Source organism: Synechococcus sp. 63AY4M2, assembly GCF_002760475.1.
Classification (GTDB): Bacteria; Cyanobacteriota; Cyanobacteriia; order Thermostichales; family Thermostichaceae; genus Thermostichus.
On record NZ_AXUX01000001.1, the window covers coordinates 2,584,887 to 2,598,465 of the forward strand.

The following is a 13,579-nucleotide window of genomic DNA, read 5'->3' on the forward strand; positions in this document are numbered from 1 at the left end:
TAGGCTCAAGTGGGCCAATTCTGCAATGGGATCCCCTTTCCATCAGCTTGTTCAGGCTGAGGGGTGGCCGGGATCCCTGCCGGGTTGTTACAGCGATACACCTTGGCCCCAACGCTGCGCAGCTTTTCATCGATAGCTTCGTAGCCGCGGTCGATGTAGTGGAGCCCGTGGATAGTAGAGCAGCCCTCAGCCGCCAGGCCAGCCAACACCAGAGCTGCCCCCGCCCGCAAGTCCGTGGCCACCACCGGCGCTCCCGACAGCGACGGCACCCCCCGGACAATGGCCACCCGGTTCTTGAGACGAATATCCGCCCCCATGCGGTTGAGCTCGGGAATGTGGTGCATGCGGTTTTCAAACACCGTCTCCTCGATGGTGCAACTGCCCTCGCTCAGGGCAGCCAAGGCCATGATCGGCGCCTGCACATCGGTGGGAAAACCTGGATAGGGCAAGGTTTGGATATCGGTTGCCTGGCAAAGCCAGCCCGAACTGAGTTGAGCCGGGGCAATGCGCAGCCGGTTGGGGCCTTCTTCCTCCACCCGCAGCCCCATGTCGCGCAGCTTGGCAATCACCGCTCGCAGGTGATCCGGGATAACAGGGCCAACCGTGAGTTCGGAGCGGGTGATGGCCCCGGCAATGAGGTAGGTGCTGGCCTCGATGCGGTCGGGAATGACCGTGTACTCGGTGCCGTGCAGGCGCGGCACCCCTACCACCACAACCGTATTGGTGCCCACGCCACGGATGCGGGCTCCCATCGCCTGACAAAAACGGGCCAAGTCGGCCACCTCCGGCTCTTGGGCAGCATTTTCAATCACCGTTTCCCCTTCGGCCAGCGTAGCGGCCATCATCAGCGTCTCGGTGGCGCCGACGCTGGGATAGTCAAGGTAGATGCGGGTTCCCACCAGCTTGCGGGCATAGGCATGAACCACGCCGTGCTCGATTTGAACCGTTGCCCCCAACGCTTGCAGGCCCCGCACATGCAGATCCACCGGACGCGAGCCGATGGCACAGCCGCCGGGCAGAGGAACTCTGACCACTCCCAGCCGCGCCAGCAGCGGCCCGATGATGAAGAAGCTGGCCCGCAACTGGCTGACCAACTCGTAGGGCGCCTGGGAAGTTTTGAGGGAGCTGGCGTCCAGGTCAAGGGTATTGCCCACATGGGACACCTTAACCCCCAGGCTGGTCAGGATCTGCCCCATGCGTTCAATGTCCAGCAGGCGCGGCACGTTGTGAATTCGACAAGCGGCAGGAGCCAAAAGGGATCCCGCCATGAGCGCCAAAGCTGAGTTTTTCGCGCCGCCGATGGGAATGTGGCCGCTCAAGGTCTGCTTGCCGACAATTTTCAGCACTGGCCCCATCATCTCCGGCGGGGCTGCCACTCTGGTCTGGGCCGGCGACAGGTTAGGCGCTAGGGATTCCGTCCTGCCGACGCGATTGTCAAAAAAATCTCTCAATCTTCCTCCTCACCCACCAAAAATAGAAAGGCTCTTTCCAGAGAATACTCCGGGGATCAAAGCAGCAACTAAACTTGCAGGCCAAAACTTAGGGTGACGAAGGAAGAGAAGCTCCAGTGGCTATGCCTCTATCCTACAGCGGCGGATGGGCAATTAGCTATGTCAGCTCTTTGTGGCGCGAAAACCCCTGGCTGATCGCTGTGGGGAAGCAGGCCCTGGGCGTAGAGAGTATGTCAACAAACGCAGGTTCCTGCCGCGGGCGGCTAGGGGGATAGCCTGGCAGCAAGGGGCAGTATGATGGATGGTCATGAGAAGCGCTTGCCAGTAAGACAGGAGACACTCGATGACCGCGACCCAAGTTTCTGCCGAAGAGTTGTTTCGGGCCGCCTACGAAAATCGCTACACCTGGGATCCCGACTTTCCGGGCTACAGCGCCGAGGTCACCTACTGGGATGGGGAGCGCACTTTTGTGGGCCAGGTGCGAGTGGGGGCAGACCTAAAAGCGACGGTTACGGGCGTGGAGGATGAGGAAGCCCGGAAAGCCATTCACAATCAACTTTGGGAGATTGCCGTTCACCGGGTGCGCCGCAGCTTCGCCGAGACCCACGGGAACAACACTTTTCGCTATGGCCAGATCCTACCCGATGGCACCGTGGAGATCCTGGTGGGCGGCAAAGCCGAAGGGGATCGCTACCACGTGCGCGACAACCAAGTTACCATGGTGCATCGGCATATTCACGGTATGGTGGTTACTATTCACACCTTCAGCAGCCATGACACGGGCGAAGGCTACCTCTCCCACCGCTACGACTCCGTCTATCACGACGCCAAGACTGGCGAGCAGAAGGGTGGGCGCAGCCAATTTGAAGATCTCTACACCAAAGTGGGCAAGTACTATATCCTCTCGGAGCGGCGCATTCAAACAGAGACGGAAACCGGCCCTGTGGAAAAGCGCTTTACCTTCCGCAACCTGGCGTTGCTGGATGCGGGGGCCTGATTGGCCAAAGGCCAACGGAAAGCCCGATAATCTCATTTGTGGCAGCAACGCCCCCCTTAGATAGAAGAAGTGGGGGATCCTGAGCTATGCTTTGAGTATTCTCCCGCCCACACTTTGGCATGGACAACCCTGCGGAAAAGCCCAACCCGGATTCCAAAGCTCCTAAGGAGGCTCCCGAACTGATTCTCCGCCCGGCTCAACTGGGTGATCTGGAGGCGGTGGAGGAGATTTTGGCTCAAGCTTTTGATGAAGAGTACAGCGGCCGCTCGGTGGACATTCGTCGCCAGGTGCGGCGGCTGCGCCAGTGGTATGGCCCCCTGAAAACTTTGAGCCTGTTTCCCAACCGTTTTCAGCACATGTTTACGGTGCATGTGGCGGAGCTGGAGGGCAAAATCCAGGGGGTCATTCAAGTTTCTCCCTTTAATCATTCCCGCAGCACCTGGCGGGTGGATCACATTGCTGTGGTGCCCTCCGCCCGGCGGCAGGGAATCGGCTCTAAGTTGCTCAGACACTGCATGGAGCACTTTCGCGAGGCCCGCACCTGGATCTTGGAGGTGAACATCCACAACAAGGGGGCGATGGCCCTCTACCGCCACAACGGCTTCCAACCGCTGGCCCAGATTACCTACTGGTCGATCCGGCCCGAGATTCTGGCCGCCCTCAGCCAGCACGAGCCCATGCTGCCCAACCTGGTGCCGGTGACCAACCGGGATGCCTACGCCATTTACCAACTGGATACGGGATCCATGCCGGCCACCGTGCGCCAGGTATACGACCGCGACGTGAGCGATTTTCGCACCAGCCCGCTGGATTGGCTCCTAGATCAGGCCAAATGCGTCATCAGCCAAACGGAACGGGTGGAGATGTGTGTCTATGAGCCGGAGCGGAAAACCGCTATCGGCTATTTCAACCTGAAGTTGGACCGTACCGGGCAGCAGCCGCATGTGGCCAAGCTTACGGTTCACCCCGCCTACACCTGGCTCTATCCTGAGCTCATGGCCAAGATGGCCCGGCTCACCCAAGCCTATCCGCCGCAGGCTTTGGCTTTGGCCTCCACCGATTACCAGCCGGAACGGGAGGAATTTTTGCTCAAGCTGGGAGCCCGGGACGTGGAGCGGACGCTGTTGATGTCGCGCTCGGTGTGGCACAAGGTGCGAGAAGCTCGCTCCCCATGGTACAGCGAGTATCTCGCTCTGGTGCTCCAGAAATTGCCGGTGAAACAGCCGGTGCCGGAACGCTTCGAGGGGCTGGCAGAGGGCTGTCTGGAGCATCCCTTTCATTCCCTTCACCCAACTGGTCTGGATTCCCATTCCGTTCGGCCGGAATCCTCACTAGGACAGGCCAGGGATCCGCAATCGGAAGCTCCTCCCCCTCCCGGCTAAAGTCTCGGCTGGCACCTGCGCACCCCTATGAACGAGTTGAAGGATAACCCGGCTGGGGATCCCTCTTGGCGGACGTTGCTGCAGGCGGCCTTGCACCGCAACCGCAGCGACGCGGGTGTGCGCTATTTGCAGTTGGCTACGGTGGATCCTTGGGGGCACCCGCGCAACCGCACGGTGGTCTTCCGGGGATTTTTGGGGGATACCGACCGCATTCAGTTGGCGGTGGACAGCCGCAGCGAGAAGATCTGCCAGATCGCCCACTGCCCACTGGCCCAGATCTGCTGGTACTTCTGTAAAACTCGCGAGCAATTTCGCATTGCCGGCACTCTCGAGGCCATCACCGCCGACCACCCGGATCCTCGGGCGCAGCAGCACCGACAACAGTTGTGGCAACAAATCTCGGAAAAAGGACGGCTGCTCTGGTTCTGGCCGGAACCTAAAGGCCCTCTTGCCCCACCCGAGGCTTTTGTTGAAGAGCTGCCCCCCGAAAAGGCATCTTTGCCACCGCCGACATTTGTCCTACTGCTGTTGGATCCAACGGAGGTGGATCACCTCCAGCTCAAGGGAGATGCGATCTATCCCCAGCGACGGACTCTGTATGAGCGCAGCCCGCAAGGGTGGAAATGCCGAGCGGTCAACCCCTAGAAGGATCCCAGCCGACTGCAGGTGGGAGGGGGGAGCGGTTTTCGCCTTCCGAGAGAAGGTTGAATGAATATTGAAGAACAGACAAGGATAGAGGTGTTAGCGTGGCTGAACAACCGTCCTATTCTGAGCGCGACGCCGCCTGCGGGCTGGATCTGCTCACCAATGGCGAGGTCACGGTCGCTCAGCTTCTTTCTCAATCCGGCATGTAGCACTCCTGGTTGCGGTAATCTGATGTCTGTTTCCATCCGCTCATTTCCTGCCTGTATCACCCAAGCTGTTGCCGCTCTTGTTGCCGGCGGGCCGCCGAAAGGGACCTTGCGGGGCAAGCTGCGCCAGAGATCCCTGGGGTTGGCTGCCGCTTTGGTTTGGGGTCTGGCTCTCGTTCGGGGGTTGGCAGCCCAGCCGATGTTAAAATCCCCACAAGGCTCCTTCGAGGGGAATGCAGCTCCTGTCCTGCCCTCAGAGTCTGCCTTCCCCACCTCCACCCGCACAGGAGCCTTTCGAGTCGGCAATCGCACCCCTCACCCGATTCGGCTGGTGATCTTGATGCGCAGCGGTGGACGGCTGCTCAACCCGGAAACGGCCCACTGGGACTTTGCGCCCGGAGAAGGGGGCAGCGAGGGGCTGGTGCTGAGTTTGGGCGAGGAGCCATTGCAGATCGGCCCCGGCGATATTGTGGTGGCTTTTACCCTGGATGGAACCGCTCGCTACTGGGGGCCGAACGTGGTGGGAGAGTCGCTGGCGCCCTTTTGGAATGAAGAGAGCGGCTTTTGGTCGATGATCCTGCAGCCTTAGAGGGCTCTGCGGGCGGCCTAGAAGCCCTTTTCAACCATTTTTGAAATTGCAGCCATTTGGGTTGGGGACAGGATGCTGTACCCATGGACAAATCTCTGCCCAGGGCAAGCCACAACCCTTAAGTCAGTTTAGACCTCCTCCCAACCCCGAAAGCAGCCCCAAGTCCGGCTTCGGCGCTTGGCCCCTGCCGTGGTACCCCTGGATCCTCTGCCTCTCAAGCGCCGGCCCAGTGCCACCAGGCCCAGCCCAGCCCCACCAATAGCGCCGTTAGCCCATAGAAGCACCCCACCACCTGCACCTCCGACCAGCCCCCCAGCTCCAGATGGTGGTGCAAGGGCGACATGCGCAGCAGCCGTTTGCCTTGTCCGGTTTTGCGTTTGGTGTATTGGAAGTAGCCCACCTGCAGGATCACCGACAGGGCCTCTGCCACCAGCACCGCGCCCATCCAGGCCAGGGCCCAGAGCTGATCCCCCAACAGCGCCAGCCCCGCCAGAGCGCCCCCCAACCCCAGGGATCCGGTATCGCCCATAAACAGGCGGGCCCGGTGGTGGTTGTGCACCAGAAAGCCCAGACAGGTGCCGCTCAAGGCAAAAGCCACGAGCGCCAAAACGGGATCCGCTGCCGTCAGCCCCAGCCCTGCCAGGACAAGGGCCACCATCCCTGCCGCCAGGCCGTCCATGCCGTCGGCGAGGTTGACGGCGTTGTTGGTGCCCACCAGCACAAACAAGGCCAAGGGCCAGAACAGCCAGCCCAGGGGGAGGGCGCCTATTCCCGGCAGGGTGAGAACGGTGGGGATCCCTTGCCAGGCCAGGTAGCCACAGAAAACCAGGCCGATCCCAACTTGGAGTAAAAGCTTCGATTTGGCAGACAACCCCTTGTTGGAGCGCTGCCGGATGACCAGCCAATCGTCCAGCCAGCCAACCACGGTGTAAGCCAGGGTCAGTAGGGCCACCGCCAGCCATTGGGGATCCCAGCCGCTCCCGATGCCGGCCACCAGCAGCCCTACGGGCAAAAAGCTAAGGCCACCCATGGTCGGCGTGCCCGCTTTTTTGTGGTGGGACTGGGGCCCCTCCTCGCGGATGACCTGGCCTGCCTTCCAGCGCCGCAAGACCGGGAGAAGCAGGGATCCCAGCAGGGCCGAGCCCAGCACGCTCAATCCAAAGGGGACGGCCACCTGGGGCCGGATCCCGATGACCAGCGCTGAGAGGGCCAGGCCGAGAACTAAGGAGAGGGCCATCCCTCCCCAGTCCGCCTCTTCCAGCCGGGGAAGGGTATCCGCATCCACCCGTTCTGAACCCCTCACATTCTCAACCTCCAGCACAACCGCCCAGAACGCTCCGGCAGGAGAGCCCAAGAAAACTCTACCCTGCCGGCGGCTAGAGGGCCGGCGGCTAGAGGTGAAAGTTGGGGGAAGGGGGATCCACTAGTAGGGCCACTTCCAGTTGCGCACCTCGGGCAGATCCTCGCCGTACTTGCAGATGTACTGCTTGTGCTCCACCAGCTTGTCCCGAATGAGCTGCTGGACGTGATCCCGCCGGTATTTGAAGCGCTCCACCCGCTCCAACACGTCGTTGGCCAGGTTGAAGCGATCCACCTGGTTGAGGACGCACATGTCGAAGGGAGTGGTGGTGGTGCCTTCCTCCTTGTAGCCGCGCACGTGTAGGTTGTGGTGGTTGGGGCGGCGGTAGGTGAGGCGGTGAATGAGCCAAGGATAGCCATGGAAGGCAAACACGATGGGCTTATCGGGGGTGAAGATGCTGACAAACTCCTTGTCGCTGATGCCGTGGGGGTGTTCGCTGGGCGGCTGCAACTTCATCAGGTTGACCACGTTCACCACCCGGATCTTGATGTCCGGCAGGTGCTGCCGCAAGAAGTCCGCCGCCGCCAGGGTTTCCATCGTCGGCACATCGCCGCAGCAGGCCATGACCACATCCGGCTCCGAGCCCTGGTCGTTGCTGGCCCACTCCCAGATCCCCAAGCCCTGGGTGCAGTGCTTGATGGCGGCATCCATGTCCAGGTACTGCAGGGCCGGCTGTTTCCCCGCCACGATGACATTGACGTAGTGGCGGCTGCGCAGGCAGTGATCCGCCACCGAGAGCAGGGTGTTGGCATCCGGGGGCAGGTAGACGCGGATAACATCGGCTTTCTTGTTGACCACGTGATCCAGAAAGCCGGGATCCTGGTGGCTGAAGCCGTTGTGATCCTGCCGCCACACGTGGGAGGTGAGCAGGTAGTTGAGAGAGGGGATGGGCCGCCGCCAGGGGATGTGGCGGGTGGTCTTCAGCCACTTGGCGTGCTGGTTGAACATGGAGTCCACCAGGTGGATGAAGGCTTCGTAGCAGGAGAAAAAGCCGTGGCGGCCTGTCAACAGGTAGCCCTCCAGCCAGCCCTGGCAGACGTGCTCGCTCAGGATCTCCATCACCCGCCCATCGGGGGAGAGGTGCTCGTCGTAGTCGTAGATAGGCGCCACCCAGGTGCGGTCACTGGCCTCAAACACGGCGTCCAGGCGATTGGATGCAGTTTCATCGGGGCCAAAGAGGCGGAAGTTGTGGGGGTTGAGCTTCATCACATCTCGCAAGAATTGCCCCAGCACCTTGGTGGCTTCGGCTTCGAGGGTGCCGGGGTGCGGCACGTCCACGGCGTAGCGGCGGAAATCCGGCATTTTCAGCTCCCGCGTCAGCAGGCCGCCGTTGGCATAGGGGGTGGCGCCCATGCGCTTTTCCCCTTTGGGGGCCAGCTCCTGCAGCTCGGGCCGCAGGCGGCCGTTTTCGTCGAAGAGCTCTTCCGGTCTGTAGCTGCGCATCCACTCTTCCAGGATCTTGAGGTGCTCTGGTTTCTTGGCCAGATCCGCCAGCGGCACCTGGTGGGAGCGCCAGAAATCCTCCACCTTTTTGCCGTCCACCTCTTTGGGGCCCGTCCAGCCTTTGGGGGTGCGCAGGATGATCATCGGCCACTGGGGACGGCTGGGATCCCCCTTGGTACGAGCATGCTGCTGGATTTCTTGGATCTCGTGGATTACCGTGTCCAAAGTGGCGGCCATCAACTGGTGCATCTGGGCCGGATCGGAGCCTTCTACGAAGTAAGGCTTGTAGCCATAGCCCACAAACAGGCTCTGCAGCTCTTCACGGCTGAGGCGGCCCAGGATGGTGGGGTTGGCGATCTTGTAGCCGTTGAGGTGGAGAATCGGCAGCACTGCCCCGTCGTGGATGGGGTTGAGGAACTTGTTGGAGTGCCAGGAAGCAGCCAGAGGGCCGGTTTCCGCCTCTCCATCCCCGACTACACAGGCCACCAACAGATCGGGGTTGTCGAAGGCCGCCCCAAAGGCGTGGGCCAGGGCATAGCCTAGCTCTCCCCCCTCATGGATGGAGCCGGGGGTTTCTGGGGCCACGTGGCTGGGCACGCCGCCGGGGAAGGAGAACTGTTTGAAGAGCTTGCGCATCCCGTCGGCATCTTGGCCGATGTTGGGGTACACCTCGCTGTAGGTGCCCTCCAGGTACGTGTTGGCCACCAGAGCGGGGCCGCCATGGCCGGGGCCGGTGATGTAGAGGACGTTGAGGTTTTCCCGCTTGATGATGCGGTTGAGATGCACGTAGATAAAATTCAGCCCCGGTGTGGTGCCCCAGTGCCCCAGCAGGCGCGGCTTCACATGCTCTAGCTTTAGAGGTTCCCGCAGCAGCGGGTTGTCCATCAGGTAAATCTGCCCCACCGACAGGTAGTTGGCGGCCCGCCAGTAGGCGTCCATTTTGCGCAGTTCGTCGTCGGTGAGCGGTTTGGTTGAGAGCTGTTCTGCCAAAACCATAGCCGTACCCCCTAGGTATCTCTACTCTCATGCTGCTCCAGGTTGGGGCGGGGGCTTGGGGATCTTGGGATTCCTTTGGATTTGGCAGCGGTGGTCAGCCTACCACCACCAGGGCTTGAGGGGGGTGCCGTCGGGGAAGATGAGGCCGGCAATCTGGGATCCGCTGTGTTTGAGGCCCTCGATCTGGGCGCCTTCCAGGTTGGCCTGAGTCAGGTTGGCGCGGCTGAGGTCAGCCCGGCGCAGGTTGGCCCCCTGCAACTGGGCCTGGCGCAGCTCGGCGCCGCCGAGATCGGCCCCCTCGAGGTCGGCATTTTGCAAGTTGGCCCCCCGCAGATCCGCTCGCTGCAGGTTGGCCCCCCGCAGGTCTGCTCCCTCCAGGTTGGATCCGCGCAGATCCACGCGCTTGAGGTTGGCCCCCCGCAGCCGGATCTGGCGCAGCCCCAGCCCTCTCAAGTCGGCCTTGCTCAGGTCTTGGCCGGAGAAATCTTGCCCTTGTCCCCCCCAGTTTTGCAACTGCCAGATGTGGCGCAGCCGCTCCTCCAGGCGGGTCTCTTCCGAAAGCCGGGATCCCCGCAGGCTGGTGCCGCTGACTTTCGCCCCCCTCAGATCGGCTCCCCGCAGATCCGCCCCCTGGAGGACGGCGCCACTGAGCTTGGCCCCTTGCAAGTTAGCTTGGCGCAGATCTGCCTGGTGCAGGTGGGCGCCGTTGAAGTTGCAAAGACCCAGGTTGGCCTTTCTCAAATTAGCTTCGTAGAAGTTGGCACCCCCCAGCCGCGCCTCTTGCAGATCCACTCCCTCCAAGTCGGCGTAGGCAAAGTTCCGCTCCCCGCGCCGATAGGCCACGATGACCCCCTGGGCACCCCCCACCGGGCGAAAGGGGCTGTAGGTTCGACAGGCTTCCTCTGCCTCCGGCTGCTCGAGCTGGGAGAGCAGCCGCCAGGCCTCTAGGCGCACCGCCCAGGAGGTGTTGCCAGCAAGTGCTTCGATCAGTTCGGCCAGGCCTGCCGGCCCGTACTGCAGCAGCTGGGGCAAGGTGGCCAGACGCACCGCCTCGTCGCCCTGGGTGAGCCGTCGCCGCGCCCCCTCAAGCCCCCCCAAAACTAAGGCGTGGGCCGGGGCACCGCCGGCTGCGGCTCGTCCTCCCAACACCAGATCCCAAGGGCGGGGCCGGGATCCCTCACCTGTGCCCACCAAGGGTCGGGAGTTGCTGAGCATGAGCGGATGCCAATGGGCCCGGCTACACCCAGCGCCCCACCACTACGCGGATGGTGCCATCCTCTAGATGCTCCTCCGCCTCGATGGCGAAGCCCTGTTGCCGGGCAGAGCGCAGCAAGCTCTTGTGGGCGTAGCGCTGCAAAATCGGCTCCAGAAAGGTCTGGGGATCGATGCCCGCCCCCCACAGATCCACCACAAGCTCATAGTGATCCCCGTTGCGGCGAAAGCCGATGTCGAAGCCGTTCTTTTGCCGGATCACCAGATCGGCGCGGGTGCGGTTCCAGAGGTAGCCGCGCAGGCTGGCGTTCCGCTCCACGGTGTAGCCCAATTCCTTCAGGGTCTCTTCCAGCAGGTCGGCATCCTTGATTTGCACTTGCAAGGTGGTGAAGTGGGACATGGCGGTTCCGATCCTTGGACGGATGGAGACGGGATCCTCACTATAGAAGCGCCTCTGCAGTTGTGGAAGAAATGTGAAGGAGGATTACGTTTCCCGCGGCTCCCGTAACTTCTCTACCCTCACGGCAGCAGGATGGCGTTCTCGTTCTCCGGCTGCAGAGGCTTCCGCTTCTCCTGGGAAGCCGGGATCCCATCTCCCTTGGCCAGGGGCAAGGGGCGGGCCCGGGATCCCTGCCAGGGATCCAACACATCCCGAATCAGCACCTCCTGGATCCACACCTGCAGGATGGCCGCCAGCGGCACAGCCAAAAACAAGCCCAGCACGCCGAAGAAAAAGGCCGAGGTAACTTGGGCCACCAAAGTTAGGGCGGGCAAAAGCGACACCTGCCGCGACATGACGATGGGGGTGAAGACGCTGCTTTCGAGCTGCTGGATAAGGATGTAGAGCCCCAGCACCGCCAGCGATTTCCAGGGGGCATCGGTGAGGGCCACCAGCATGGGGGCAACCACGCTCAGGGTGGGGCCGATGTTGGGGATGAAATTAAACAGTCCCGCCAGCACCGCGTTGGCCAGGCTCAGGGGCACACCTAAAATCCAGAGGCCAATGCCGCTTAGCAGCATCACCAAGCTGCTGGTGAACAGGATCCCCACCAGCCACCCTCGCAGCGCCAGCTCGCAGCGCTTGAGGATGTAGCGGACGCGGGGGCGGTAGAAGGCCGGGAAAACCGAGACAAAGGCGCGGCTATAAGCCTGGGGATCCACCAACAACAGGATGGTGAGGATGATCACAAACAACAGATTGAGCAGGGTGGCGAAAAAGGCGGTGAAGGACTCGGAGAAAAAGTCGCGCACCTGGCGCACCAACTCGGTGGCCTGGGGCACCAAGCTATTGGCCAACTCCCGCAGCGTCGGCAGCTCGATATCCGTCGGCAACGAGAGGATGAGGCTCTCGAACAGCCGCTGCGCCTGCACGATCCCGGCGGGCACCCCATCGGTAAACAGCCGCCGCAACTGATCCGCCAAGGGAGGCACCACGATCAGCCCCACCAGAATCGCCCCCACCAGAACCGTCAAACCGGTGATGAGGAGCGAGGGGCCGCGGCGAAAGCCGTAGCGCTGCGGGATCTGGGCTAAGGTATCCAAAGCTACTGCCAAGACGATGGCCGCAAACACCAACAGCAGGATCTGCCGGATCTGCCAGAGCAGAACCAGCAAACCCAGCAATGCTGCCAGCCCCAGCCACTGGGCGAAGGTCACCGCAGCTCGCCTCCTCTCTCGCCCTGTCGTCGCCTATTCTAGATGGGATCCCGAGCATTTCCATGGGGGAGCCCGTATGCGCGATCTGGATCCGCAAGCAATGGCTCTGGCCTTTGATGGCCTCGACTGCGGGACAGAATCCTTTCTTGCCGAGGAAGTCCCCCTGCTCTCGGTGGGGGGAGTGTCCGGCTACTTGAAATCGCTGCTGGCCGGGGATCCCTACCTGGCCAGGCTGTGGGTGGTGGGAGAAGTCTCCAGTTGCCAGCGCAGCCGCAACGGCCACCTGTTCCTGACCCTGGTGGATCCGGAAAGCGGCGACCTCCTCAAGGGGGTTGTGTGGCAAAGTCAGACTGCCCGGCTCAGCTTCTGGCCAGAAGTGGGGCAACGGGTGCTGGCCCTGGGTCAACTTGGCATCTACAGCGGCGGCAGCTACTACCGCCTGGTTATCTGGCAACTGCTGCCGGCGGGCGAGGGGCTGTTGGCGTGGCGGTTTCAGCAGCTTAAGGCCCGCCTTGCCGCCGAAGGCCTGTTCGACAACCAGCGGCCCCTGCCCACCCACCCTCAGTGTATTGCCGTCGTCAGCTCTCCCGACGCCGCTGGCTGGGGCGATATCCGCCGCACCCTCAACCAGCGCTACCCCGGGCTGCGGGTGCTGTTTGCGCCAGCCCAGGTGCAGGGGGAGGCGGCCCCGGAGTCGATTGTGCGGGCCATTCGCCGGGTGGAGCGGGACGGGCGGGCGGAAGTGCTGATCGTGGCCCGGGGGGGCGGATCCGGCGAGGACTTGGCCTGCTTTAACGACGAGCGGGTGGTGCGGGCCATTGCCGAGTGCTCCATTCCGGTGGTGACCGGGATCGGCCACCAGCGGGATGAGACCTTAGCTGACTACGCTGCTGACTATGCGGCGCACACCCCCACAGCGGCCGCCGAGCGAGTTGTGCCCGATCTGCGGGAACTGCAGCGCCAGGCATTCCAGTTGCGCCAGCAGCTTGTCGAGCGCACCCTGCATGCTCTGGAAAAAGCTGAACAGCGTTGGCACCACGCCCAGCGCCGCCTAGCCCAGGTGCATCCGGAGCGGCTGCTGCAGCAGGCCCAGGAGCGCCTAGCCCAACAGCAGCAGCGCCTGGTCCAGGCCGTGCGCCACCGTCTCCAGCAGCAGCAACAGCGCCACCAAGCTCTCCAGCAGCACCTGCAAGCCCTCGATCCTGCCGCCGTTCTCAGGCGGGGCTATGCCCTGGTGCGCGACGAGCGGGGATCCCTGGTCCGCAGCCACCGCCTGCCGCCCCAGACCCGGCTGAGGATACAACTGGCCTCGGGCAGCCTCTGGGCCCGAGTGGAGGAGAGCCATGAGCCGCCGCAAACGTGAGGATCCCTGGCGCTACGAAGCAGCCATCGCCGAAGTGGAAAGTCTGATTGCCCAGATCGAATCGGGAGAGCTGGATCTGGCGGAGGTGGTGGAGCGCTTCCAACAGGCCGCCCAGACCCTGAAGCGCTGCGCCGAGTTTTTGGAGGAAAAGCGGCAGCAGGTGGAGATCCTCATCGAGGAATTGAACCAAGACGACGAAGACTGGCAAGCATTCTAGGGATCCCGCTCTGCCGTCGCCTCTTTGCTGCGCCGAGGCTTGACGGACAATGCTCGACCCGT

The 13,579-nt window shown here is 62.6% G+C and carries 12 protein-coding genes; 6 read left to right on the top strand and 6 right to left on the bottom strand.

The features are described 5' to 3' along the window. Nucleotides 1-5: 5 nt before the first annotated feature. A complete protein-coding gene (murA, locus tag SYN63AY4M2_RS11535) occupies nt 6-1,358 on the bottom strand; it encodes a UDP-N-acetylglucosamine 1-carboxyvinyltransferase (protein WP_228375517.1) in 1,353 nt (450 codons plus the stop codon). Nucleotides 1,359-1,794: 436 nt separating this feature from the next. Between murA and SYN63AY4M2_RS11540 the strand changes: the two genes are divergently transcribed. From SYN63AY4M2_RS11540 to SYN63AY4M2_RS11555, 4 genes are all read left to right on the top strand, one after another. Next, a complete protein-coding gene (locus tag SYN63AY4M2_RS11540) occupies nt 1,795-2,448 on the top strand; it encodes a DUF3386 domain-containing protein (protein WP_011430804.1) in 654 nt (217 codons plus the stop codon). Between the two features lie 119 nt (nt 2,449-2,567). Then, a complete protein-coding gene (locus SYN63AY4M2_RS11545) occupies nt 2,568-3,830 on the top strand; it encodes a GNAT family N-acetyltransferase (RefSeq protein WP_099813028.1) in 1,263 nt (420 codons plus the stop codon). Nucleotides 3,831-3,857: 27 nt separating this feature from the next. After that, nucleotides 3,858-4,475, top strand: coding sequence for an Npun_F5749 family FMN-dependent PPOX-type flavoprotein (locus SYN63AY4M2_RS11550; RefSeq protein ID WP_011430802.1), 618 nt, complete (start codon nt 3,858-3,860; stop codon nt 4,473-4,475). 231 nt (nt 4,476-4,706) lie between these two features. Continuing rightward, the gene (locus SYN63AY4M2_RS11555; protein WP_099813029.1) at nt 4,707-5,270 is read left to right on the top strand and encodes a hypothetical protein; all 564 of its coding nucleotides are present in this window, start codon (nt 4,707-4,709) and stop codon (nt 5,268-5,270) included. A gap of 214 nt (nt 5,271-5,484) precedes the next feature. On the opposite strand, the gene mraY is transcribed toward SYN63AY4M2_RS11555, so the two are convergent. The 5 genes from mraY to SYN63AY4M2_RS11580 all read right to left on the bottom strand — a co-directional run bounded on the left by mraY (nt 5,485) and on the right by SYN63AY4M2_RS11580 (nt 11,937). Further along, the gene (gene mraY, locus SYN63AY4M2_RS11560) at nt 5,485-6,573 is read right to left on the bottom strand and encodes a phospho-N-acetylmuramoyl-pentapeptide-transferase (protein WP_228375263.1); all 1,089 of its coding nucleotides are present in this window, start codon (nt 6,571-6,573) and stop codon (nt 5,485-5,487) included. 120 nt (nt 6,574-6,693) lie between these two features. Continuing rightward, nucleotides 6,694-9,069: a phosphoketolase family protein gene (locus tag SYN63AY4M2_RS11565; protein ID WP_011430799.1), complete on the bottom strand. Its 2,376-nt coding sequence runs from the start codon at nt 9,067-9,069 to the stop codon at nt 6,694-6,696. A gap of 99 nt (nt 9,070-9,168) precedes the next feature. Next, a complete protein-coding gene (locus SYN63AY4M2_RS11570) occupies nt 9,169-10,284 on the bottom strand; it encodes a pentapeptide repeat-containing protein (RefSeq protein WP_011430798.1) in 1,116 nt (371 codons plus the stop codon). A gap of 22 nt (nt 10,285-10,306) precedes the next feature. Next, complete coding sequence (locus SYN63AY4M2_RS11575) at nt 10,307-10,681, bottom strand: DUF1257 domain-containing protein (protein WP_011430797.1); 375 nt, start codon at nt 10,679-10,681, stop codon at nt 10,307-10,309. 119 nt (nt 10,682-10,800) lie between these two features. Beyond that, nucleotides 10,801-11,937, bottom strand: coding sequence for an AI-2E family transporter (locus SYN63AY4M2_RS11580; protein WP_099887391.1), 1,137 nt, complete (start codon nt 11,935-11,937; stop codon nt 10,801-10,803). Between the two features lie 76 nt (nt 11,938-12,013). Between SYN63AY4M2_RS11580 and xseA the strand changes: the two genes are divergently transcribed. Together xseA and xseB are read left to right on the top strand one after the other, a co-directional pair. Continuing rightward, nucleotides 12,014-13,300, top strand: coding sequence for an exodeoxyribonuclease VII large subunit (xseA, locus tag SYN63AY4M2_RS11585; protein ID WP_346426057.1), 1,287 nt, complete (start codon nt 12,014-12,016; stop codon nt 13,298-13,300). Continuing rightward, nucleotides 13,281-13,517 carry an exodeoxyribonuclease VII small subunit gene (gene xseB, locus SYN63AY4M2_RS11590; RefSeq protein ID WP_011430793.1) on the top strand — a complete coding sequence of 79 codons (237 nt, stop codon included), beginning with the start codon at nt 13,281-13,283 and terminating at the stop codon, nt 13,515-13,517. Before xseA ends, xseB begins: the two co-directional genes overlap by 20 nt. Nucleotides 13,518-13,579 lie beyond the last annotated feature (62 nt).

Bases quoted from the DNA above. Each gene is read 5' to 3' on its own strand.
- murA (WP_228375517.1), bottom strand. From the start codon at position 1,358: ATGATGGGGCCAGTGCTGAAAATTGTCGGCAAGCAGACCTTGAGCGGC.
- SYN63AY4M2_RS11540 (WP_011430804.1), top strand. From the start codon at position 1,795: ATGACCGCGACCCAAGTTTCTGCCGAAGAGTTGTTTCGGGCCGCCTAC.
- SYN63AY4M2_RS11545 (WP_099813028.1), top strand. From the start codon at position 2,568: ATGGACAACCCTGCGGAAAAGCCCAACCCGGATTCCAAAGCTCCTAAG.
- SYN63AY4M2_RS11550 (WP_011430802.1), top strand. From the start codon at position 3,858: ATGAACGAGTTGAAGGATAACCCGGCTGGGGATCCCTCTTGGCGGACG.
- SYN63AY4M2_RS11555 (WP_099813029.1), top strand. From the start codon at position 4,707: ATGTCTGTTTCCATCCGCTCATTTCCTGCCTGTATCACCCAAGCTGTT.
- SYN63AY4M2_RS11565 (WP_011430799.1), bottom strand. From the start codon at position 9,069: ATGGTTTTGGCAGAACAGCTCTCAACCAAACCGCTCACCGACGACGAA.
- SYN63AY4M2_RS11570 (WP_011430798.1), bottom strand. From the start codon at position 10,284: ATGCTCAGCAACTCCCGACCCTTGGTGGGCACAGGTGAGGGATCCCGG.
- SYN63AY4M2_RS11575 (WP_011430797.1), bottom strand. From the start codon at position 10,681: ATGTCCCACTTCACCACCTTGCAAGTGCAAATCAAGGATGCCGACCTG.
- xseA (WP_346426057.1), top strand. From the start codon at position 12,014: ATGCGCGATCTGGATCCGCAAGCAATGGCTCTGGCCTTTGATGGCCTC.
- xseB (WP_011430793.1), top strand. From the start codon at position 13,281: ATGAGCCGCCGCAAACGTGAGGATCCCTGGCGCTACGAAGCAGCCATC.